Here is a 23,806-nt window from a genome sequence, read left to right as displayed (position 1 = left end):
ACTCGCTTAGCTCTTTTTATATAATTAAAGTGAATGTGTGATGAGATCATTTTTTGAGATAACAAAAACACCATTACCTCCCTGCTCCAACTCTACCCACATAAAGGGGAATTCAGGGAATGCTTCTTGTAACGCTATTTCGCTATTACCAACTTCATAGACAACAATGCCGCCATCATGCAGATGATCTACCACTTGTGTTAAAAACTTACGTGTAAAATCTAAACCATCAAAACCTGATGTAAGCGCTAATTCAGGCTCTTGATGAAATTCTTGAGGAGCCGTTTGATAATCGTCCGCATCCACATAGGGTGGATTACAAATAATCAAATCATATTTGCGATCAACTAAACCATCAAACATATCAGAATGAACAGCTTCGACTGACTCTTCAACTTGATGTTTAAAAATATTTTCTTTAGCTACAGTCAATGCAGGCAAACTAATATCACTGATATCAACTTTAGCATCTTCAAAAATTAATGCTGCCGTAATACCTAAACAACCACTTCCAGTACACATATCTAAGATGTTTACTGGGTATTGCTCTAACCAAGGCTGAAATTCATCTTTTAGCAATGCCATGATTGGAGACCTAGGTATTAAGGTATCTTTAGTAACTTTAAAGGGTAGGCCCATAAACCAAGCTTCACCTAATAAATACGGTAAAGGCGTACGCTTAGTAATGCGTTCATTTAGTAGCTTTAATATGCGTTTTTTCTCATCAGTTGTCAGCTTACAATCCATCAAATCTTTATCAAAATCTAACGGTAACTTTAAAGCACCTAATACTAAATTTACCGCTTCGTCCCATGAGTTATCAGTACCGTGCCCATAAAACAGCTCGGCTTGATTAAAACGGCTAAAACTCCATCGAATAAAGTCTTTAATACTTGATAAGTCACGTAGAGCGGATTGTCTGTTACTCATTAATTCTGGCTTCACAATGTCAAAAAGAAAACATTATACCTTGTTATTATCTGACCTTTATCACTTTTCTTCATTAAATCTAACTTTGCTTTCATCTAGAAGAAAAAATGTATTAAAAGCTACAAATGATTGAGAACAAAGAGGTTATTTAGCCTGATTCTTGACCGTTTTTAGCTGAAGCTGAATGAGATCTTTAAGCTGAACAGTCAGTTGTTGCACTTCACTATCCTGATTTGACGAAGTTAATTGTTCAATTCTAATGGCCTGTTTTTCGAGTTGCTCGGTTTGTAGGTCTAACTGCATTTTTAACCTTGTTCTATCTTCTTCAATCAAATTCAGTTTTAACTCTACTTTAGCTTGATCCAACTCTTTTTGAGACAAATTAAGAGACATTTCTTTTATCAGAGATTTGTCATGTTCAGACTTAGTTTGCACAACTTTAAGTGTTGTTAGTGTTTCTTGATACCTTAACTCAAGTCGCTCAATCCTCTGACTAGCATGATCATCTTTCTGTGAAAGCATGCTAATCTCTTCCTCTTGTTGCTCAATTACATTTGCTTGGGTTTGAGTAAGCTCAGAAAGAGACAAGTATTGCCCATGTGTTGCATCTCTTTTTAGAGTTTGCTCATTTTCTTCTTGATGTAGTTTTTCTTCTAATAAAGACTCTAAATCTCTACTGATATCCCTTTCAAATTTCTTAAAACTAGGCATAAAGACAGAGGATAAATCTTTAAAACTGGCTTCTTGACGCTCTTTATAAAGCTCTTCCCAATCGGTAATGGCTTTTAGAAATGTCGTATTGGAGCATTTACGACCATCTTTTTGCAGAAAATAATCTGTTAATCTTGGGATATTTGGAAAGTAGTTTTGTTCTAGTAATGACCAACAGGCCAAAATAATTTCTTCACGCGAAATGTTTGCTTTACGAGCCATGAGAATTGGGTCCGTTTTAAATAAATAGTGTAATTATTATAAACTATTTACTTTATAGGGCACAAAGAGGTTAAGTCCTCAACTCAATTGTCTCAAGTACCTTGATGGCTTCTTGGTAGCCATATTCAATCATCTCTTGGCCTCGCCAGAACTCATAAAATGAACACGCATCTTTAGAAAGGCTGATAACAGCATCAGGCGGATAACCTGCTACCTTATATTGTGTTAATGAGGCTTGCATGGTTTCAAACATGGTATTAATAATTTGTAATCGCCCCCAATTTTCTGGTAAATCAGACTCTAGACTATCTTTCGAGTTTGTATTAGGCGCCTTATCCGCTAAAAGGTCTTCAAAACTCTCCAGAATATTTGCTTTGAACATATCTTTTAAACTTGCCACCCAATCATCTGAATGATCCTCTGTTAATCTGACTTCTCTCTCGCTTGGCATAGACTGGGAGCCATTAAGATCTACTGCAATGATATAGTCTGCATTAGCTGCTATGGTTGGAATAATTGGCAGCGGATTTAATAAGCCACCGTCAACATAAACCTTATCACCTAAGCGTACAGGTAATATGAGTGAGGGAATGGCAGAGGATGCCCTAAGCGCATTGATTAATGAGCCAGTTTGAAACCATGACTCTTTTTGGTTAATTAAATCAGTGGCAATTGAGGTAAAGCTGACACTAAGGTCTTCAATTTTAGGGTCACCAATAATGTCAGCTATTTTAGAAAAAAGCTTATCCCCCTTAACGGCACCAGCATTAGCGATACTAATGTCGACAAGTCTTATCGTATCTAATCTAGAAAGCTCAGACACCCATTGTCGAAACGCATGAAATTTACCTGAGGCATAAGCACCACCAACGATAGCACCAATGGAACAGCCAGCTATTGATACTATTTTAAACCCTTGCTCTTCTAGAGCATCAATAACACCTATGTGAGCTAGACCTCTAGCAGCACCAGAACCCAGTACCAAAGAAACTGTTTTATTATTTGTTATTCGAGGCATGATTCAAAATTACTGTTACTTGATTTTCACCATAAATAGGTTTGGCTTGATTCCCTAAATTTACAAAGCGTATCTGCCCCATTAAATCTGAACTCAAGCTAGCTTTTAGTTCAATTAGTTTCTCTTCGCCTTGAGTAAATGAATCTACAGGCGAAAGCGAAGCATCAGTCGTTATTACAACGACAAAGTCTTGAGAATTGCCTTGACCATTAAGAAACTGATTTATCTTGTCTGTATCATCGAAGCTAACTTGAAGTGCCACATTGGCTTTTGAAATATCCAGCTTAGTTGTAATGTCATCAAGACGCAACATAACATCACCAGCACCACGTCGATTCAAATACAATACTTGGTAGTCATTATCTTTTTCTGACTCATCAGCGACAACAAGTAAATATTGGTTCGCATCAGCGCCATATAGTCGATAATCATTAAAGAAATTATTTGCCCAGGCATTACTACTGCCACAAGTACGACTGTTGCACTCGTACAAAATTTCGCTATCTTCTGTCAGTTGTTTCTTATAAAAATTATAGATGGGTAACAAGCTTTCATTACGGCCGAATTTAAATAAAGAAGACGTTAGCTCTCCCTGGACTTGTTTCGCTTTAATTGGGATCCAGGTACGGGCTGATTTTTTAAGGTTTGCTAATGGCAGGGCATAATCAACTTGAGTAGCCTGATCATATTTAATCAAGTTAGCACCTTTAAACTGATCAAGCTCTTGAATTGAATAAGCGTAGGACGAAAGCAGACTCAATCCCAGAAGACACAAGGCTTTAATGCCTTTATTATGTATAGCTTGGCTAGAATTAGAATTCATTAAAATATTATTAATAACTCTCTCCTTATTACCTAAGTGACGACATGCAGTTATAACAAGCATTTAATGACTTGTTATAAAAGCATAAACCCTTTTCGCAACATTTTGATAACTTTCATCTTCTAAATGGAAGTGATGGCCACCATCACACCAATCTAATTCAGCAGATTTGAAATTTTCAGATAGTTCAACCGCTTGATCATGACAGGTGTTAAATATTCCTTGATTTGCCAATAGCATGAGTGTTGGACAAGAAACCCCTCTGATAAAAGCAGCAACGCCTTCTTTATCCATTCGATATGGTGAAGGAAAAGTAAGTTTAGGATCATGGCGCCAACGGTAACGTCCATCCTCATCCTGAAAGCTACCACGCATTACTAAGAATTTCGCGGCATTATGACCAAGCTTAGTAAACCCATTCATCCTTGCTTGAATCATGGACTCCTGATTGTCATATCCTCTTGAAGTCAATTTTTCCATGCCCATTTTATTAATAGCATGTTGTAATTGAGATACTCGCTGTGAAGCATCAGACGTTAAAGGCCCTAAATTATCTAGCATCACCAAACCATGCACTTTGTCAGGGGCAACTGCTGCTACTAACATAGCGATAGACGCTCCCATACTGTGCCCCACTAGCCAAACCTTTGCGTTTAAGCTTTTGATAAACTGCACAGTATCAAGCACATAATCCCATAAATGGTAGAAAGCACCATCAGCTCTATGGTCCGATTTACCATGACCAGCACAATCTAGGCTGTACCAATGGCAATCAGGTATCATTTGAGCACAACGTTCAAAACTAGCTGCATTATCTAGCCAGCCATGTAGTGCGACAATTTTATGATGGCTGCTTGCTAATGCTTCTTTTGGTCTAGTCTCTATGTATGATAATTTAGTATGTTTTAATTCAATTTGTGTTTCACGATCCATCATATACAACTTAAATACTATTTTTATCTTTACAAAGGTTAATTGTGAGCATTCTCTACCCAACGTAATTGGCAGCAAGCAGTAGCAAGAACTTCTCCTTCAACTGCTGCAAGCGTCGCTGTTTGCATCATAAAATCCTGAGGTAGAGGCATATCCGCTAATAAATCGACCATTTGGCTTGCAAATGGTTCATGAGTAATCAAAAGGACCGAATCTACTTGCAGGTTAGATAACCAAAGAGCAACATCAATAGGTTTACCGCTTGGGGTAATCTTGTCATCTGTCGTGCTAATACCATTATAATTAATAGCATCTAAAAAATGATGAGCTGTTTGTTGAGCCCGGATATAGGGACTCACAAATACTTGATCTATATTTTCATTTTTTTGTTTAAATTTTAATGCCGTAGAGAGTACTTCCTGAACGCCCATAGACGTTAAGTTCCTTGCTGCATCATTACCCAAAGTAGGTGCTTCAGCATTACCATGACGTAATATATATAAGCGTTTAATCCCCATATCCAATATCCTTATTTAGTGTTTGGCCATGGTTGAAATGGATATGGCTTTTCTTCAGTTTGAAAACAAACAAAAGACAACGTTTGACTGATAAAGTTTGATAACGAAGCAACAAATCCGGACAAACTTGTCGGCTCAAACTGTGACCCAAAACGAATAATAGTTAGAATAATGAGCGCTATGCCGAAAACAGACAAAGAAATATTTAATACAGCCCAATAAATCGCCATAAATACCAAACGAACCCAAAATCCTTGATCTGCATAACCTGGTTTAGCCATTATTTTTTCTCCTCATATGTTGCAAACTCTACATCCCACTTAAGCTCACCTGTCATCATGGTTTGAACCAGAGTGTCTAACTGACACCCATCAAACACAAGCTTAGACAATCCTAATGCTAATGGCATATAGAGTTGATTTTTTTCTGCTTCTAAAATTACCATACGCAAGGTATTAACCCCTTCGGCAACTTGTCCTAATTCTGCTACAGCTTGCTCTAATGTTTTTCCTGAACCTAAAGCATAACCAACTTGATAGTTTCGACTCAAAGGTGAAGAACAAGTTGCAATTAAATCACCCATACCCGCTAAACCTAAAAAGGTCATCGGGTTTGCACCAAAGTGAACAGCAAAGCGGCTCATTTCAGCAAGGCTACGAGTCATTATCATAGCCATTGTGTTTTCACCCACATTAAGGGCTTTTGCTAGACCACAAACAATGGCGTAAATATTCTTTAATGCCCCAGCAAGCTCAACACCTTTAATATCAGAGTTTTCGTAAACTCGAAATGTAGGCGACTTGAGCAATTCTACAGCATGACTTCTTACCGCATCATCTGGGCTTGCGATAACAGAACCTGTTAATTGGCCTGCCGCAATTTCTTTAGCTAAATTAGGCCCACTCAAAACACCGATTTTATCAGTCACGCTTTGACGAAATAAAATATCGCTCATTAATTCAAAGCGGTTTGGATTAAACCCTTTAGTAGTGCTAATTAGCATTTTATCTGGTGTTAATAAGGGAGTAATTCGCTCTACAACCTGCTCAAAAGATTTAGAAGGAATCGAGACAAAAATAGCATCACTTTCAGCAATTGCAGCTTCCAAGTCTGTTGTAGCAAGTAATTCTTCGCTAAGTTGTGCTTTTGGTAAATAACGGCTATTGAACCCCGTTAAATTTATTTCCTCGACTTGCTCTTCATTGCGCATCCATTGACTAACAATATGTCCGTTATTAGCCATGATATTTGCCAAGGCGGTACCAAAACTACCACCACCTAGTACACAGACGGTTTCTTTAGCCATCTTGTTTTAAACCTCCGATTTACCTCAAGGTCGAGATAAATTAAATTGTATTAGTTTTAAGACGAACAACTCACGCAAATATTTTTTTGTTCTGCATTTGCCGGTATAGCAAGATGAGTTAATAACTCATGCTCATCAAAGGGTTGTACTAACACCTGAATAAGGTCATCAAAAAGTTTCAAATCACCAGATTCTGCGGCTGTTATTGCATTGTGAGCTAAATAGTTTCGTAAAATATATTTAGGATTGATTTCTAACATTTCAACCCGTGCAACCTGCCATGATTTATCATCTCTAACACGACGTGCACAATATTCATTTAGCCAAAGACTGATCCCGTCTTTATCATTAAACCCTGCTGTCACTAACAGCCTATCATTTTGATCCGTCATTTGGCTTAAATTACGCCAAAAACAAGTATAGTCTACTTGATCCTTTTCTAATAATAACAATAAATTAGCAAATAATGCTTGATCATTTTCTTGTGCTGAACTTAACCCCAACTTTAATCTAATGTTAGCTTGAAAGTGCTCCATCAATTTGGATTCAAACTGGCTAAGCACCTTGATTAATTGTGCTTTGGTTAAATGATTTGAAAAGTAATAAAATAAACAATTCAGGTTCCATAGTGCCACACTAGGTTGACGCTCAAAAGCATAACGGGCTTCATAATCTGAGTGATTAGCAACCCAATTTGGTTGATAGGATTTCATAAAACCATAGGGGCCATAATCAATGGTTTCACCCAATATAGACATATTATCAGTATTCATAACGCCATGCTGAAAGCCTATAGCTTGCCATTGAGCAATCATCTTAGCAGTGGCATCCACGATAGATTCAAGCATAAAGATGATATTCTTCCTTCTATCAAGAGACTGCTTGTAATAGTGCTCAATAACATAATCTATCAAGCAATCTAGTTCGCTAACTTTTTTTTGATAAAAGAAATATTCAAAATGCCCAAATCGAATATGAGTTCGAGCACTTCTTAACAACATAGCGGCCGGTTCAGCATGTTCACGATATACCTGCTGATCACTTGTGAATAATGCTAGCGCTCGAATGCTTGGGATACCTAAATGATGTAACGCTTCACTGGCTAAGTACTCATGGATACTTGAACCTAATACAGCCCTACCATCACCACGCCTTGAATAAGGCGTTTGATCTACACCTTTCATGTGCAAGTCGATCATCATACCATCTTGGTTAGTCACTTCTCCTAGCAACAAGCCCCTACCATCACCTAACTGCGGAGTGAAGCCACCAAACTGGTGCCCTGCGTATATCATACTTAAAGCATGTGGAATTGCCTTAACACCAAGGAGTGAGTTTAATGTGTTTTCATCCTTGAAGTTGATAGCTAGCCGAGCAGCTAAGGTGTCATTTGTATAAGATAGTGTTTGCTGGGTTAAAGGTTGAATTTAACCTTGAGAGGAAAATGTAGAGTCAAACTTAGAGAAATGATGAGAAAGTTTCATAAATCACCCAAACTGGAAAGAGAATGGTTTGAAGTGAAAACAGGCAATCTAGATAGCTAAATTGCCTGTATATAATACTTAGTTGTTACTTACATATTCGCAGCGAATTTTTTCACCCACTACTTTTTCAATTTCAGGCACCATGAAAGCATCATCTTCACTGGCAAAACTGACAGATTTACCAGATTCTCCACCACGACCCGTTCTACCAATACGGTGAACATAATCTTCAGGGTCTTCTGGTAAAGAGTAGTTTACAACCAGTTCAATACCATCAACATGAATACCACGCCCTGCCACATCGGTTGCAACCAAGACTTGAATACGGCCATTTTTAAAATTAGCTAACGTCTTAACTCGCTTATCTTGAGAGACTTCTCCAGACAGCATAGCGCAATTAACACCCGCGTCTTTTAAACGCTCATATAAATCACGTGTTTCATCGCGTCGATTAGCAAAGATTATCGTTCTTTGGTTGTCTTTTTCTTTAATCAAGCTCTCTAATACAGGCCATTTTTGATCAGCTTCGACACTATAAATAACTTGCTCGATGTTTTTATTCGTCGTTTCTTCAGGTACAACAGAAACTTCTTTCGGGAAATAAGTCCATTGACGCGCTAAGTTTTGAATATCTTTTGGGAAGGTCGCACTAAACAACATAGTTTGACGTTTTTCTTTATGCGGAGTCATTCGAATGATGCTTTTAACATCAGGAATAAAGCCCATAGACAACATGCGATCTGCTTCGTCAAGCACTAAGGCTTCTACTTTGTTAAGTAGCACTTTTTTGTTACGTGCAAAATCCATTAAACGTCCTGGTGTTGCAACAACGATATCAACACGCTCGGTTTCTAATGTTTGCTTTTGTTTCTCATAGCTCAAACCACCGACCAAAGAAACGACATTAATATCAGAGTTTGCCGTTAATTTAACCGCATCATCAGCAATTTGAAGCGCTAACTCACGAGTGGGTGCAATAATTAAGCCTCTTGCCAAACGACTGTCACGCTCTTCTTCTATTGGGTAGTCAATAAAATCACTGATCATGGCAATCAAAAAGGCAGCTGTTTTACCTGTACCAGTTTGAGCTTGACCAATTAAGTCATAACCTTGCAGTGTTTCAGGCAAGGTTGCAGCTTGTATTTCACTACAATATTCAAATGACATTTCTGAAATAGACTTAAGCACTCGATCTGGAAGATTTAAATCATGAAAACGAACTTTACCTTCAACCTCTGCCACTTGAAAATCATCTATGGACCAAACAGCACCTGATTCAGGTTTATTTTGAGAAGCATCTTCTTGGCGCTTTGGTTTGCGATATGATTTTCTTGGTTTTTTGGATCTAGGTTTTTGTGGTGCGCTCTGATTATCCATATTGGGATCTTTGATCTTCTGTTGAATGTCTTATGGAGTCAAAGACATTAAGCCTTTGAATAAATTGTTATCACTAATTTGATGTGGGTGGAGTTTACAGAAATGCCACCCATTTTTACAGTCATTTAATTAGTTACTCACCTAGCAGTTAACTAGATTCTAGCTTTAAGCTATAGGGCGGCAAGCTGTCAATTAGGTTCCTTCCATAGCGTTTTGTAATAAGACGCTTATCAAGAATACATATTTTACCTGTATCGCTTTCGCTTCTTAATAAACGCCCCGTCGCCTGTACTAATTTAAGTGAAGCATCTGGAATAGATATCTCCATAAAAGGGTTGCCGCCTCGCTTTTGTATCCATTCAGCTAAAGTTGCATCAACCGGATCATCCGGAACTGAAAAAGGTATTTTAGCGATGACAACATGGGTTAAGTATTTACCTGGTAGGTCAACACCTTCTGCAAAACTTGCTAAACCTAATAACAAGCTTCCTTTGTCTTTATCTATTCGCTCTTTATGGGCTTCAAGAATAATACGTTTGGACTGCTCTCCTTGCACCAACATAATATCCTTCAACTCTTGTTTGAGTGCATCAGCAACGGCTTCCATTTGTTTTCTTGAAGAAAATAGAACCAAGCTTGCTGAAGTTTCATCAACCTCATTATCAAGGTATTTAATGATCTCTTTGGTATGTTCATCTGCTTTATTAGGCTCATGCTCTAATTTTGGCACCTGTAAAATAGCTTTATTCTGAAAATCAAAAGGACTTAACACCCTTAAATATTCAGATTCTTTTGGCACACCACTACGCATATTAAATCGATGAAACTGATTTAACGCGGTCAAAGTAGCAGAGGTAACAACAGCCGCAAAACATTTATCCCACAACTGCATTCTTAAGGTGTGCGCAGCAAGAATAGGCGAACCACCTAACTCTATGTCCTGTTCCATACCTTGACCTGTCAAAGTAAGCCACCTTGCATTTGGTGGAAAATTTTGATCATCTGCTGTTGAAAATAAAAGCCATAACGCTTTAGCTTGCTCTAACCTACCAAGAATTACACCTAATATAGGCAGCCAAACCTCAGCCGTTTCCGGTTTCATGCCCATGCCTTCATTTTGCTTAACCTTCTTACATTCATCATGAATCGACTCAATCGCTGAAAATAGTTTTTGATATGAAGTTTGAAGACTGTAGGCGAGCTGCCTTAATTCATCCGGAATAATACCAAATTCAAATCTATGCTGATCATTATCATCAACATTTTGAAGGTTATTAATGAATGGTGCTAAGCCTTGTTGGGCATACTGAATAAAGTTGACAATAGTCTGTACCATTTGAGGAATTTTAAACAGTAATTGTCCTGTAACACTAACGTCATCAGAAAGCTCTTGTTTAAGATTTATCAGGTTTTTCTCTAATTGTCTCAACCAAAGAATACTTTGCTGTAACCTGAGCTCATGCCTAAAGTGGTTAATTGCCTTTTCCGGAAGGTGGTGCCCTTCATCGAAGACATAAATACTATCAGCAGGGGCTGTTAATATTGCTCCACCACCTAAAGATAAATCTGCTAACACTAGATCGTGGTTTGCAACAATGATATCTGCAACTTCTATTTCAGCTCTAGCTTTATAAAATGGGCACGCAGTAAAGTTAGCACAATTACGATTGGTACATTGTTGATGGTCCGTTTTTAGCCGCCCCCAGTCATGCTCTCTAACAATACCTGTCCAGTTGTCTTTATCACCATCCCAGGTGCCAGCCTTAAGCGCATCATCCATTTCTTTGTATAGCGCTGTGTTAATGTCACCTGGCTGTAAATGTTGCTCAAACAAGCCTGCAAACATATCATCAGTTGCTTGGGAGTCATCATCTAAATGGCTCTCCAAATGATTTAAACACAAGTAGCGACCTCTGCCCTTGGCCAAGGTGTATTTAAACTGATAATCAGTATGTTTTATCAGTTCAGGCAACTCTTTATGAAGTATTTGTTCTTGTAATGCGACTGTCGCAGTAGAAATAACCAGTGTTTTTTCTCTTGCTCTAGCAATGGGGATGGCGGCCAAACAATATGACAATGTTTTACCCGTACCTGTACCTGCCTCTATTACAGCAACATGTTTTTCACCGAGACGATTGCCCTCACTATCTGGCTTAACATTGCCAAGTGTTCGCGCTATTGATGCAATCATCTGCCTTTGGCCAGCACGAGGGTTATGCCCTTTTGCCTTAAGGTTTGCTCGGTAAGCGGTTTGAATTTTTAACTTTAAATCATCAGAAAGCATTTATTTAATTGAGTATCCCTTTAAAAGCTGTATATAATAACAGTTACTGTACAAACAACCAGATGCCTTATGATTAAACTTACAAAAAGACAATCCGATGTTATGGATACAATCCGCGACTTTATAGCAGAAACTGGCTTTCCACCAACACGAGCCGAAATTGCTAAACAGCTAGGTTTTAAATCACCGAATGCTGCTGAAGAACATTTAAAAGCACTTTGTAAAAAAGGCGCTATTGAGATTTTACCCGGCGCTTCTCGTGGCCTACGTATCATTGAAGAAGCCAGTAACGATGCTAACCCAGAACTGGGCTTACCTATTATCGGTAAAGTCGCTGCTGGTTTTCCGATACTGGCTCAAGAAAACGTTGATTCACACGTACAAGTACCGCCAAGCATGTTCTCTCCACAAGCAGACTACCTTTTGTCTGTAAATGGAATGAGTATGAAAAATGTTGGCATTATGGAAGGCGACTTATTAGCTGTCCATAAAACATCCACCGTACGTAACGGCCAAATTGTTGTAGCTCGTATCGGCGACGAAGTGACTGTAAAGCGCTTTGAAAAGAAAGGAAATACAATTCGCCTTATCGCAGAAAATGAAGATTTCAACGACATCCTCGTCGACCTAGAAAGTGAAGAATTTGCGATAGAGGGACTCTCTGTTGGTGTAATTCGACAAACAATCTAAGTAACACGCATAAAAAAAGCTAAGCCTAGGCTTAGCTTTTTTTATGCGTTCATCATTAGTGAATCACTTTAGCCTGAGATGCTATGTCGTCATCATCATGAGATTCATGCACTTCTGATTCAGGGAAATCCTCTGAATACACAAAATCAATACCAGCATGAAACATTCTTTTAGCTAGCTCAAAATACCTATCTTGAAGATACGCTTTTGTGGTATCTGAAATTTTTAAAACCGCTAACGGTTCTGATTCAACACCCTCATCACTTGCTGGACGTAAAACAATTTCGCCATTTTCTAGTTCTACTATCTCTAGATACGACTCATTCATATTATTAGTACTCTGAGGATTCTTCTCTAAACCTTAAAATCAATTCAGTTAGAGAGTTTAAATATGTCAAGTAAGTTGATCTATCATCAACTGAAGCGACAATTAAATTATCATGTTTAGCGTTATAGAAGTTAGGCTGACACTTCAAACTCACTTCATATGTATTTTGCATATGAGAAAACCAGGAGTTTGTATTTGCATTCAATTCCATAAGCTCATTAATAACTGGAATGCTGATGTTTTGTGATTTTGCATTTTGATGCATTTCAAGCAAGCCAATTTCCGAGCTAAGATGATACGCTTGTTTTACTTCTTGCAAAAGCCCTAAAACAGCACTTTGCAAATGAAACAGGGCAGCATTTTCAAATGCTGGCCCCATCCATTTTTGCTCATTGTTTGGCATAACCAAAAAACGACGTGCTATATCCAGCCTCTGATTTGTCATGCTAGCGGCCGAACTCATTTATTTCTTTACCTTTTTCTTAGCTTCTTCAATTACCCACTTAGAGTCGACATAAAAAGCTTTCCAGCCTGTTGGCTTGCCATCATCTTCTGACATGACATATTGCTCTTTTGTCTTACGACTATAGCGAATTATCGCAGGACGCCCTTCGGTATCAGCAATTGGCGCATCTTTGAAGAAATGATACTTAGGATCAATTTGATCCATGTATGGTATCAACTCAGCAACTAGCGGTGCACGCGTTTCACGCTTTCTAGGGAATTGGCTTGCTGCTAAAAATAGTCCAGTTGCACCATCACGTAAAACATAATGATCCTCAACTTTCAGGCACGCCAAATCAGGCATAGGAACTGGATCCATTTTAGGTGGCGCAGCTTCACCACTTTTCAGTAGTTTACGCGTATTTTTACACTCTTCATTTGTGCAACCAAAATACTTACCAAAACGTCCCGTTTTTAGCTGCATTTCTGAGGTACATTTATCACACTCAAGAACAGGACCATCGTATCCTTTAATCTTGAACGAGCCAGCTTCAACTTCAAAACCGGAACACGTTGGATTATTACCGCAAACATGCAATTTACGTTGTTCATCAACAAGGTAACTATCCATTGCAGAACCACAAATTTTACAGCGTCGCTTGTTAATTAGCGCTTTAGATTCTGCTTCATCATCATAAATAGCGACAACTTCTTCGCCACTAACCAAGTTAATAGTTGCCTTACAACGCTCTTTTGGCGGCAAAGCATAACCTGAACAAGACAAGAAGACACCGGTACTTGCTGTGCGTATTTGCATCGGTCTTGAACAAGTAGGACATTCAATATCTGTTGGCGTTGGCGCATTTTGAGCCATACCAGTTTCAGGGTGTTCCGCAATATTGAGTGTCTTACTAAAGTCACGATAAAAGGCATTCAGTGTTTCTATCCAATCATCACGACCTTCGGCAATATCATCAAGCCTTTCTTCCATTTGAGCGGTAAAGTCATACCCCATCAAAGTTTGAAAACTGTTGACCAATCGATCCGTCACTATGTCGCCCATTTTCTCAGCATAGAAACGTCGCCCTTCTGTGCGCACATAGCCACGATCTTGAATCGTTGAGATAATAGATGCATAAGTTGAAGGTCGACCAATACCCCGCTTCTCAAGCTCTTTAACTAAACTTGCTTCACTATATCTAGCAGGCGGCTTAGTAAAGTGTTGTTCAGGAACAAGTTGATCTAGTTGAAGCACTTCACCCTGATCAATATCAGGCAATATGTTGTCATCACCTTTTTTACCGAGTGGCGTCATGACACGAGTATAACCATCAAAACGAAGGATTCTGCCTTTCGCTTTTAATTCATACTCATCAACAACCAGTATAACTGTAGTTGAGGTATAACGAGCAGCTGTCATTTGGCACGCCATAAACTGGTTACGAATTAATTCATAAAGCCTATGAGCGTCTTTTTCCATGCCTTTAAGGAATTCTGGTAACAAAGTTACATCAGACGGACGAATGGCCTCATGGGCTTCTTGAGCGCCTTCTTTGCTAGAATAACGAATTGCATTTTCAGGCAAATATTCGTTACCATAATTCTTTTCAACATATTCTCTTAAATTTGCAACCGCTTCTTGGCTCAAATTAGTCGAGTCAGTTCGCATATACGTAATGTAACCAGCCTCATAAAGACGCTGCGCTAACATCATGGTCTTTTTAACACCGAAGCTTAAGCGAGTACTTGCAGCTTGTTGCAAGGTTGATGTTATAAATGGCGCACTTGGCTTACTACTTGTCGGTTTGTCTTCACGTTTTGCCACTTTATAGGTAGCATTTTGAAGACGACTTAAATGTTGATTTGACTCTTCTTCGTTAGTTGGGCGGTATTCTTTATCTTGATACTTAGCAACTTCGAATTTAATTTTCTCTTGCTTAGGTGTCGCAAGCAAAGCGTCCATTTCCCAGAACTCATCTGGATTAAACGCTCTTATCCCTTGTTCACGCTCAACGATTAGCCTTACAGCAACCGATTGAACACGACCTGCAGATAAACCTCGAGCTACTTTAGCCCACAATAAAGGTGATACCATGAAACCAACAACACGGTCTAAGAATCGTCTTGCTTGCTGGGCATTAACTCTATCGATATCTAATTCAGCTGGAACATCAAACGCTTCAGTAATTGCTTTTTCAGTAATCTCGTTAAAGACAACACGCTTATAACGAGTATCATCACCACCGATAGCTTCACGTAAGTGCCACGCAATAGCCTCCCCCTCTCTATCCAAATCGGTCGCGAGATAGATGGTGTCAGCATTTTTTGCCAAGCGCTTGAGTTCATCAACAACTTTTTCTTTGCCTGGCAATACTTCGTACTGGGCCTGCCAATTGTTTTCTGGATCAACGCCCATGCGATTTATAAGTTGCTGACGAGCTTTACGGCTCTTATATACAACTTTTTCTTCAGGAGACATTTTTCGCGTCAAGGCTGCCTGCTTAGCACGCTCTTGAGGCGTTGATGTTGATGTTGTGCCAGTAGGCAGGTCACGTATATGTCCAACACTGGACTTTACAACATAGCCACTACCTAAATATTTATTAATTGTCTTCGCCTTGGCTGGCGATTCCACTATTACCAGTGATTTTCCCATTTTCTAATATAGGCCTTATGTAAAGTACATCTCCGATTCTGCAAATCTGTGCAGTTAACATCGTCGGGGTCGTGATATTAAGCAAACCCCTTTTATATAACAAGCTATCACTGTATTGTTTGCGAGATAATTTTCTAAATCATTTGAAAATATCTATATTTAAGATACTGAATTCATCGTCAGAGGACAATACGTAGTGACATTGCAAATTGTTACCATTTTATTTTTATTCATCATAGTCGTTCTTTCTGTAATCGTCGGAAGTAGAGCGCACCAAAAAGAAAAAGAAGAAACCGAGCGCAGATTCACCCAATTAAAACTTATGAATCGAGCCGATAGAACTTATAGCCATATTAGCAGCATTGCTCAAATTAACACCGATCCAATTGTTACTGATGTTTTATATGATTTTTATATCGACACTTTACGCGATCTTATTAATTACACTGACGACATTGACTCTATTGAACAAAGAATAGCCAAAGCAGAAGAAGAGCGTGAAAATGATTTAATCGTATACAACACCAATCCGACTCTTTTAAGTTTCCAAGAAAAAGCCAACCATAAAGAGCGATTAACAAAGCTCGCTAAATTACTTTTATTTATGCGACGTAAAGGCCGTATTAGCCATTCACATTACCAAGCTTGTTATGATTATCTACGCTGGCTAAACCTTGATATCCAGGTGAATAGACAGCTAGTACAAGCAAATACCAACTTCGATACTGGTGATACACGTGTAGCAAGAACCCTTTATGGCGTAATTCTTTCTCATGTTAGAGCAGATCCTTTGCAAAGACCTGAGAAAAAGATTCTTGAAAATTATGTAGATGAAAAAATCAAAGAAATATATGAACCTGAATTAAAAGCAATTGAAGATGCCGAAACTCCCGAAGAAGCAGCAGCTTTAGTAGAAGAGCTTTCAAAACCTGTTGATATTTCAGGCTTCAGCGAAGAATAACTTATGCAAATTCAATTGCTTCAAGCTCGCTTAGAAGTGATTGAATTTTTTCAACGTCATCCTCATCCCCATTTTCATCCCAATGCAGCGAAACACAATCCATAGTGATAATAATTGCTTTAAAACTTTCAAAGTGAGTTTTTAATGTTTCTTGACTCGATTCAGATAAATTAAATGCCTTATTTGCATACCAACCATCAAGTATATTTTCATACTTCCACACTTCATAAGGATAAATACAAACCTCATCAGTCATGCTTTTAAGCTTATTAATCCTAAATTTGTGATAAGCAGCGGATTTCACTTTAGTCGTTGACTTATCCCATTTATCAGGTAACTCTATATGTGTAAGTTGTACACCTAATTGACTTTTTCGTGCTAAAAGACGAATTTTCATTCTATCTTGATCACGCTTACTTGGCATCACCCATAAAATGGAGCCCAGCATTGAGGCAATAATGGCAACCACTATTAAAATAGTCATAAATTTTACTCATGTTTGAACTAATATAAGAATACACAAACCGTTTCGGAGGTTTATATGCCATACCAAAGAATATTACTAGCGGCCGACCTTACTGAAGAAAATCTTCCCGTCGTTGAAAAAGCTGTACGTTTGTGCACAACCTATAACGCAAAACTGGTTATTCTTCACGTTATTGAATCTCTCAACTATGCCTATGGCGGCGATGTACCCATTGATATCACAGACATACAACATCAACTTCAAACCAGCGCACAAGAAAAGCTCGATGCACTTTGCGAACAGATCACCTGCTCTATCGATCAAGCAATCATTTCGCAAGGCGGAATAGAAAGTGAGATTCACCGAGTAGCCGAAGAACATGAAACCAACTTAATCGTTGTAGGTAGCCATGGCCGACATGGCTTAGCTCTTCTTCTAGGGTCAACTGCCAACGGTGTATTACATGGCGCTCCCTGTGACGTACTTGCTGTCAGGGTTAAAAGCTAGTCAAAATAAAGGCCAGCTAATGCTGGCCTTTATTTCTGAAACATCTTAACGACGAGTCCAGCTAGTACCTTCACGTGTATCTAACAAGGTAATCCCCTGCTCAGCCAGTGAATCTCTTATTTCATCACTTCTAGCAAAGTTTTTATCTTTTCTTGCTTGAATACGTTCTGCAATAAAAGCTTCAATCTCTTCCTCTGAAATACCGTCATTAACAACACTGTTTTTCAAAAAGTATTCTGGATCTTGCCCAAGCAAACCAAGCAATTCAGCTAAAACACTTAACTCTTTAGCAAGGCTTGGTGCATTATCAGCTCCAGAAGCTTTCGCCTTATTAAGCTCTCTCACCAAATCAAACAATACAGAGATTGCAACTGGTGTATTGAAATCATCATTCATAGCATCTTGATAACGCTCAGTATAACCAGAAGAAACATACTCAGTTGCGAAGTCTTGCCCCTGCAAACTGGTATACATTCTTTCAAGGCCGACTTTAGCTTCAAGTAGACTTTGTTCTGAATAATCAATAGGACTACGATACTGACTAGAAACCATTAAGAAACGTATCACTTCAGGGTTGTACTTTTCTAATACGTCACGCACAGTAAAGAAGTTACCTAAAGACTTAGACATTTTTTCATTATTGACGCGAACTGCGCCACAATGCATCCAATAGTTCACATAGTCAGTTCCATTGGCACATTCTGATTGCGCAATCTCATTTTCATGATGTGGAAACTTAAGGTCAGGCCCGCCGCCATGAATATCAAAATGTGGCCCAAGGCAACTCGTGGACATCGCAGAACACTCAATGTGCCAACCAGGCCGACCAATCCCCCAAGGAGATTGCCAATGCACTTCACCTTCTTTAGCTGATTTCCACAACACAAAATCCGCTGGATTTTCTTTAGCACTTTCTACATCAATTCGTGCACCAGCAAGCATCTCATCTAGTTTACGGTTGTTCAACTTACCGTAATCAGCATGCTTCTCTGTACGAAAATAAACATCACCCGTACTGCCTTGGTATGCAAAACCTTTCTCAACCAAAACAGCAATCATATCGATAATTTCTTGCATAAACTCTGTAGCTTTAGGCTCTCTATCAGGTAACTTATTACCTAATTTAAGCTCATCTTGAGTTTGTGCCTCAATCATTCTGAGGGTTAATGACTCTGGTGTTTCATTATTTTCAGCGGCACGCTTAATTATTTTATCGTCTACATCAGTAATATTTCTAACATAGTTAAGCTCAAAGCCACTAAATCTTAAGTGACGGGAAATAATGTCGAAAGAAATCATTGCTCTAGCATGGCCAATATGACAGAAATCATAAACGGTATTACCACACACATACATGCCAACTTTCCCTGGCACCAATGGAACAAACTCTTCTTTCTTTCCGGTTAAAGTATTATGTATCTTTAACATTAGTTATTTTCCCTTAGCTTCTATTTTTGCCCATGAATCACGCAATGTTACAGTGCGGTTAAATACCAGTGTATCTCGCTCTGAATCACGACAGAAATAACCCTCACGCTCAAACTGATACCCTTGACTCTTCTCAGATTTTTCAAGAGAAGGCTCGACTTTAGCGTTTGTTAACACAGTCAAAGAGTCAGGATTAATAAAGTCTAAGAAGGTTTTTTCTTCGTGGTTTGCATCTGGCGCAGCCTCATTAAATAGCCTGTCATAAAGGCGAACTTCAGCGGTTACAGCATGCTTAGCACTTACCCAATGAATCACCCCTTTTGGCTTATAACCTTCAGGGTTTACACCAAGTGTGTTTTCATCATAGCGGCACAATAATTCAACAACTTCTCCGGCTTCATTTTTAATCGCTTCATCACAGGTAATTACATAACCACCACGAAGGCGAACAGCTGATTCTAGAGTTAAGCGCTTCCACTTTTTAGGGGGTATTTCAGCAAAATCAGCAGCATCTATATAAAGTGTTTTAGAAAAAGGTACTTCACGCTTACCCGCATCTTCATTTTTAGGGTGGTTAGCCACACTAAAAATTTCTTCTTTATCTTCTGGGTAGTTTGTTAAGGTAACTTTAATCGGATTCAGAACGGCCATTGCACGATTGGCATTCGCATCCAAGTCTTCTCGAATAGCATGCTCCAACATACTGACATCAACAACTGAATCTGACTTAGTGACACCGATTCTTTCACAGAAATTACGAATTGAAATGGGTGTGTAGCCACGACGACGCAATCCAGAAATGGTTGACATACGCGGATCATCCCAACCCTCTACATGTCCATCATCCACAAGCTGCTTAAGCTTGCGCTTACTTGTGACTGTATAATTAACATTAAGACGTGCAAATTCAATTTGCTGTGGGTGCGCAGTCTTCAGCGTATCTAAAACCCAATCATACAAAGGCCTGTGATCTTGAAATTCAAGTGTACAAACAGAATGAGTAATATCTTCAAGCGCATCAGATAAACAGTGAGTAAAGTCATACATTGGATAAACACACCATTTATTACCTGTTTGGTGGTGTTCTACATGTCTCACACGATAAATGATAGGGTCGCGCATATTGATGTTTGGACTAGCCATATCAATTTTTGCACGCAATACCATTTCGCCATCTTTATATTTACCCTCTTTCATTTCCATGAAAAGGGCTAAATTTTCTTCCACACTTCTATCTCTGTATGGACTATTTTTACCTGGCTCTTTTAATGTGCCACGGTAAAGACGCATATCTTCAGCATTTAACTGACAAACATAGGCCTTATCTAACTTAATTAGCTCAACTGCAAAATCGAATAACGCATCAAAATAGTCAGATGAAAACTTAACTTCGTCTTGCCAGTTAAAACCCAACCATGTGACATCATTTTTGATTGCGTTAATATACTCAACACTTTCTTTCTCAGGATTAGTGTCATCAAACCTTAAATTACATTGCCCCTGATAACGCTGTGCCAAGCCAAAGTTTAAACATATAGATTTGGCGTGACCTATGTGAAGGTAGCCGTTTGGCTCTGGTGGAAAACGGGTAACAACCTTACCGCCATGCTTTCCAGTTTCGTTATCTTTATCAATGATTTGGGTAATGAAATTACCAGGTTTAGACGTATCAGACATGTTAACCTTGGGTCCTGATTTATAGTTTCTAAAAAGTGAAATAAATTTGTGCGGTCAGTATATCCGATTTAACTCTTAGGTGAATTAAAAAAGTCACCTAAGAGTAAGATATCGAGTTTAATGAGCAATTAAACAAACAACTTGCTCAAATAAAACACAACAACCCCCACAACAATGGTGAGTAATTGATTTTGTTTTATCAATCCAACGACAAATGCTGCTAACGCTCCAAGTAACCAAGGGTTATCTAATCCTAGATTCAACCTTCCATCTGGCATAAATATCATAGGCACAATAATAGCCGACAACACTGAGATTGGAACAAAACCTAAAGCACCTTCAATCCAACTTGGCATTACTACTTTATTTGCTTTGGCAAACAAACAAAACCTGATACCAAAGGTAACAACAAACATACCTAGGATGATTAATACTAAATAGCTCGTAGTCATTTAACGCCCTCCTCTATACCGGTTCTTGGAATTTGTTTAGAACTGACAAAACCCATCCCCACACCGACAAGTGCCGCAAACAACAACCCTAGGTTGTTAGGTAACCCGCTTAGCAACAAAGAGGTAATAGAAGCGCTAACTAATGCCACCCAATAAGGTGCAATAGATTTAAATTGGTTCGTTTTTAAATAGGGGGTAATTATGCCAATAAAGGTAGCCACCATTGCAAACTCAAGCCCCCATTCACTCATGCCTGGAATAAGTTCTCCAGCGACACCCCCAACGATTGTTGCAATTTGCCACATAAGATAAAAAGATAAAAAAGACCCTAAAAATGCATAATGGCCATTTTCAGTTGTCACTGTGCCATTCCCATACATAGGCCTTATAGCTGCATAACTCTCATCCACCAACCCAAAGCCAATCAACAAACGCCATTTTAAAGGCAAATGTTTTATAAACTTAACTAAGTCTGCAGCATATAAAATGTGACGTAAATTAACGATAAAAGTGGTTGAAATTATCACCCATAATGGCGCGTCCATAAGAATTAACCCTAGGGCAACAAACTGAGCTGAACCTGCAAACACAATACTAGACATAGCGATTGCAAACCATGGACTCAAGCCATTACTCATTGCTAATGAACCAAACAATATACCAAAGGGAATGCCGCCAACTATCATTGGAATACTAGCAAGCATGCCTTTTCTCATTACATTTTGAACTTCCACTTTACCCTCTCTCTGGAAACTTAAGTTCCATATAAACATCACTTCTTTTTACTGTATAACCATTGGCTGGTGTTACAATTTCAAACCCCAACCTTTCATAAAGCGTCATTGCTGGCACTAATTTACTTGCAGTTTCTAAGGAGACATAACGTGCTCCTTTTAATCTACTTTGCTCAATACATTTGAGCATTAGCTTCAAACCTATTCCTTGACCTTGAAATGCATCATCAACAGCCAGCTTTATGACCTTGTACGAGCAAGGGGTATCAGGTAATAACGCACAGACACCTACACACTGGTCACCCAACAAAGCAATCCAGATATAGCCCCCTTTTGCCAGCACTTCGGACTGAGGGTTATTTAAAATAAGTCGGTCCTCTTCTTCAATTTGATCTGCAAAATAGGTTTCAAGCCAGCGCATGTTTAATTGTCTAAACTCATTTTTATAACTTGCATCCCAAACTTGTATTTCTATTGCTTGTTGTTTACTTTTCACATACTTGTTTACGCTAGACTGCAAGCCATTATTTAGTAATGTATTTTCATATACCCCAAAAGAATGCAGTAATTTAGCGTCGATCTGATGAGCTTCACTCTCCATCACATACTTAATTGCCTCTAGTATTGGCTCGACTTTAAGCATTTCATTCACACCTTTTGCAGATAAAGAGATAAACAGGCGCCTGTTATCATCTTCATCAAGGGATTTAATAACCCACTCTTCTTTCACTAATTTATTTATTTGCTTGCTAATCGCAGGGTGACTTAAACCAAGGCGACTAGCTAACTCAACAACCGTCAATGACGGTTCCTGACTGAGCTGCCTTAAAATAGGAAAGTGCGTTGGTGAAAAGCCAATTTCATGGGTTTTATAAATAGCCTCTACCTCAGCAAATAAATAATCGCTTAATCGCTTTAATCGACTACCAAACGCCATAACACCAAAATGATCCATAAAACCTCGTAAGTAGATACGTAACTGGTTACATAATATATTTTTATAACTTTGAATTGCAACACTTCATGACGATTAACTCACAATTCAATAGGTTTTTTATGTATGAGTCGTTATAATCGCGCGCTAAATTTCATTAATGACACAGAGGTTTACATGGCCAACAAAGCAGTTGTTGTCTATTCAGGCGGCATGGACTCGTTTACCGTACTACATAATGCAATTGCTAGTGGTGATGAGGTGTACGCTCTATCTTTCAATTATGGTCAAAAGCATAGTAAAGAGCTGACAATAGCAGCTAAGGTTTGCCAAGATTTAGGAATTGAACACAAAATCGTCGATATCACAGCGATTAATAGTTTGATGGCAGGGTCGTCATTAACCACTGACAGTGATGAAGCCATCCCTGAAGGTGATTATGAAACAGACAATATGAAGTCAACTGTGGTACCGAATAGAAATATGGTACTTATTTCAATGGCGATTGCCTATGCAGTATCTCTTGAAGCTGACAAAGTTTATTATGGCGCTCACTCTGGTGACCACGACATATACCCAGATTGTCGCCCTGAGTTTGTAGAGGCAATGAACGCGGTATCACTCATTGCTAACTACCAAGCTGTTGAAATTGTTGCTCCTTTTTTGAAAAGTTCTAAAGGCGATATATTAGCAGCAGGCATTGAAATGGGACTAAACTACGCAGACACTTGGACTTGCTATAATGGCAGAGAAAAGGCCTGTGGTAAGTGTGGTTCCTGCATTGAAAGGCTTGAGTCCTTTGCTCTTCACGGACTAACTGACCCTATTAGTTACGAATAAATTATAATTTAGTTTCGAATATACGTTTAACCCGATTTTAGTTCGTCAGCTTCTGTTCCACAGATACCCTGACACAGCACTAA

24 protein-coding genes are annotated in these 23,806 nt (G+C 38.8%); 4 read left to right on the top strand and 20 right to left on the bottom strand.

The window, feature by feature from the left end; genetic code table 11:
- Positions 1-24: 24 nt before the first annotated feature.
- The 11 genes from prmB to dinG all read right to left on the bottom strand — a co-directional run bounded on the left by prmB (position 25) and on the right by dinG (position 11,606).
- Positions 25-930: a 50S ribosomal protein L3 N(5)-glutamine methyltransferase gene (prmB, locus tag Q0A08_RS03460; RefSeq protein ID WP_438464884.1), complete on the bottom strand. Its 906-nt coding sequence runs from the start codon at positions 928-930 to the stop codon at positions 25-27.
- Between the two features lie 144 nt (positions 931-1,074).
- Positions 1,075-1,863 (bottom strand): hypothetical protein, encoded by a 789-nt coding sequence (locus Q0A08_RS03455; protein ID WP_438464883.1) that lies wholly within the window; start codon positions 1,861-1,863, stop codon positions 1,075-1,077.
- Between the two features lie 70 nt (positions 1,864-1,933).
- Positions 1,934-2,881: a patatin-like phospholipase family protein gene (locus tag Q0A08_RS03450; protein WP_438464881.1), complete on the bottom strand. Its 948-nt coding sequence runs from the start codon at positions 2,879-2,881 to the stop codon at positions 1,934-1,936.
- Positions 2,862-3,704, bottom strand: a complete 843-nt coding sequence (locus tag Q0A08_RS03445) for a DUF4892 domain-containing protein (protein ID WP_438464879.1) — start codon at positions 3,702-3,704, stop codon at positions 2,862-2,864. The genes Q0A08_RS03450 and Q0A08_RS03445 overlap by 20 nt, the downstream gene beginning before the upstream one ends.
- A gap of 63 nt (positions 3,705-3,767) precedes the next feature.
- Entirely contained in the window at positions 3,768-4,637 is an 870-nt protein-coding gene (locus Q0A08_RS03440) for an alpha/beta fold hydrolase (protein WP_438464877.1), read from the bottom strand.
- Positions 4,638-4,675: 38 nt separating this feature from the next.
- Positions 4,676-5,155, bottom strand: a complete 480-nt coding sequence (sixA, locus tag Q0A08_RS03435) for a phosphohistidine phosphatase SixA (RefSeq protein WP_438464875.1) — start codon at positions 5,153-5,155, stop codon at positions 4,676-4,678.
- Between the two features lie 11 nt (positions 5,156-5,166).
- A complete protein-coding gene (locus Q0A08_RS03430) occupies positions 5,167-5,436 on the bottom strand; it encodes a DUF4389 domain-containing protein (protein ID WP_438464873.1) in 270 nt (89 codons plus the stop codon).
- Positions 5,436-6,461, bottom strand: a complete 1,026-nt coding sequence (locus Q0A08_RS03425; RefSeq protein ID WP_438464871.1) for an NAD(P)H-dependent glycerol-3-phosphate dehydrogenase — start codon at positions 6,459-6,461, stop codon at positions 5,436-5,438. Before Q0A08_RS03425 ends, Q0A08_RS03430 begins: the two co-directional genes overlap by 1 nt.
- Positions 6,462-6,517: 56 nt before the next feature.
- Entirely contained in the window at positions 6,518-7,888 is a 1,371-nt protein-coding gene (locus tag Q0A08_RS03420) for a protein adenylyltransferase SelO (protein ID WP_438467596.1), read from the bottom strand.
- A gap of 135 nt (positions 7,889-8,023) precedes the next feature.
- Positions 8,024-9,322: a DEAD/DEAH box helicase gene (locus Q0A08_RS03415; RefSeq protein WP_438464870.1), complete on the bottom strand. Its 1,299-nt coding sequence runs from the start codon at positions 9,320-9,322 to the stop codon at positions 8,024-8,026.
- 148 nt (positions 9,323-9,470) lie between these two features.
- Positions 9,471-11,606: an ATP-dependent DNA helicase DinG gene (gene dinG / locus Q0A08_RS03410; RefSeq protein WP_438464868.1), complete on the bottom strand. Its 2,136-nt coding sequence runs from the start codon at positions 11,604-11,606 to the stop codon at positions 9,471-9,473.
- Positions 11,607-11,675: 69 nt separating this feature from the next.
- Here dinG and lexA point away from each other — a divergent pair, with 69 nt between their 5' ends.
- Positions 11,676-12,296, top strand: coding sequence for a transcriptional repressor LexA (gene lexA / locus Q0A08_RS03405; RefSeq protein WP_438464866.1), 621 nt, complete (start codon positions 11,676-11,678; stop codon positions 12,294-12,296).
- Positions 12,297-12,351: 55 nt separating this feature from the next.
- On the opposite strand, the gene Q0A08_RS03400 is transcribed toward lexA, so the two are convergent.
- Genes Q0A08_RS03400 through topA form a run of 3 tightly spaced genes read right to left on the bottom strand, consistent with a single transcriptional unit; the run spans position 12,352 to position 15,724 of the window.
- A complete protein-coding gene (locus Q0A08_RS03400) occupies positions 12,352-12,624 on the bottom strand; it encodes a hypothetical protein (protein WP_438464864.1) in 273 nt (90 codons plus the stop codon).
- Between the two features lie 4 nt (positions 12,625-12,628).
- Complete coding sequence (locus Q0A08_RS03395; protein WP_438464863.1) at positions 12,629-13,087, bottom strand: DUF6586 family protein; 459 nt, start codon at positions 13,085-13,087, stop codon at positions 12,629-12,631.
- Positions 13,088-15,724, bottom strand: coding sequence for a type I DNA topoisomerase (gene topA, locus Q0A08_RS03390; RefSeq protein ID WP_438464861.1), 2,637 nt, complete (start codon positions 15,722-15,724; stop codon positions 13,088-13,090).
- 196 nt (positions 15,725-15,920) lie between these two features.
- On the opposite strand from topA, the gene Q0A08_RS03385 reads away from it, so the two are divergent.
- Positions 15,921-16,685 (top strand): DNA topoisomerase I, encoded by a 765-nt coding sequence (locus Q0A08_RS03385; protein WP_438464859.1) that lies wholly within the window; start codon positions 15,921-15,923, stop codon positions 16,683-16,685.
- 1 nt (position 16,686) lies between these two features.
- On the opposite strand, the gene Q0A08_RS03380 is transcribed toward Q0A08_RS03385, so the two are convergent.
- On the bottom strand, positions 16,687-17,169 hold the full coding sequence (locus Q0A08_RS03380; RefSeq protein WP_438464858.1) for a hypothetical protein: 483 nt from the start codon (positions 17,167-17,169) through the stop codon (positions 16,687-16,689).
- 57 nt (positions 17,170-17,226) lie between these two features.
- Here Q0A08_RS03380 and Q0A08_RS03375 point away from each other — a divergent pair, with 57 nt between their 5' ends.
- Positions 17,227-17,658, top strand: a complete 432-nt coding sequence (locus Q0A08_RS03375; RefSeq protein ID WP_438464857.1) for a universal stress protein — start codon at positions 17,227-17,229, stop codon at positions 17,656-17,658.
- A gap of 45 nt (positions 17,659-17,703) precedes the next feature.
- On the opposite strand, the gene cysS is transcribed toward Q0A08_RS03375, so the two are convergent.
- The 5 genes from cysS to Q0A08_RS03350 form a co-directional block, all read right to left on the bottom strand.
- Positions 17,704-19,086 carry a cysteine--tRNA ligase gene (gene cysS / locus Q0A08_RS03370; RefSeq protein WP_438464856.1) on the bottom strand — a complete coding sequence of 461 codons (1,383 nt, stop codon included), beginning with the start codon at positions 19,084-19,086 and terminating at the stop codon, positions 17,704-17,706.
- Positions 19,087-19,089: 3 nt separating this feature from the next.
- Positions 19,090-20,763 carry a glutamine--tRNA ligase/YqeY domain fusion protein gene (locus tag Q0A08_RS03365; protein WP_438464854.1) on the bottom strand — a complete coding sequence of 558 codons (1,674 nt, stop codon included), beginning with the start codon at positions 20,761-20,763 and terminating at the stop codon, positions 19,090-19,092.
- Positions 20,764-20,891: 128 nt separating this feature from the next.
- Positions 20,892-21,215: an AzlD domain-containing protein gene (locus tag Q0A08_RS03360; RefSeq protein ID WP_438464853.1), complete on the bottom strand. Its 324-nt coding sequence runs from the start codon at positions 21,213-21,215 to the stop codon at positions 20,892-20,894.
- A complete protein-coding gene (locus Q0A08_RS03355; protein WP_438464852.1) occupies positions 21,212-21,949 on the bottom strand; it encodes an AzlC family ABC transporter permease in 738 nt (245 codons plus the stop codon). Before Q0A08_RS03355 ends, Q0A08_RS03360 begins: the two co-directional genes overlap by 4 nt.
- Before the next feature lies 1 nt (position 21,950).
- Positions 21,951-22,904, bottom strand: coding sequence for a bifunctional helix-turn-helix transcriptional regulator/GNAT family N-acetyltransferase (locus Q0A08_RS03350; RefSeq protein WP_438464851.1), 954 nt, complete (start codon positions 22,902-22,904; stop codon positions 21,951-21,953).
- 105 nt (positions 22,905-23,009) lie between these two features.
- Here Q0A08_RS03350 and queC point away from each other — a divergent pair, with 105 nt between their 5' ends.
- Entirely contained in the window at positions 23,010-23,723 is a 714-nt protein-coding gene (gene queC, locus Q0A08_RS03345; RefSeq protein WP_438464850.1) for a 7-cyano-7-deazaguanine synthase QueC, read from the top strand.
- Positions 23,724-23,806: the final 83 nt, after the last annotated feature.

It is taken from the genome of Marinomonas sp. PE14-40, from assembly GCF_051623805.1.
GTDB lineage: Bacteria > Pseudomonadota > Gammaproteobacteria > Pseudomonadales > Marinomonadaceae > Marinomonas.
This window is presented reverse-complemented; position numbering and strand designations above follow the sequence as displayed.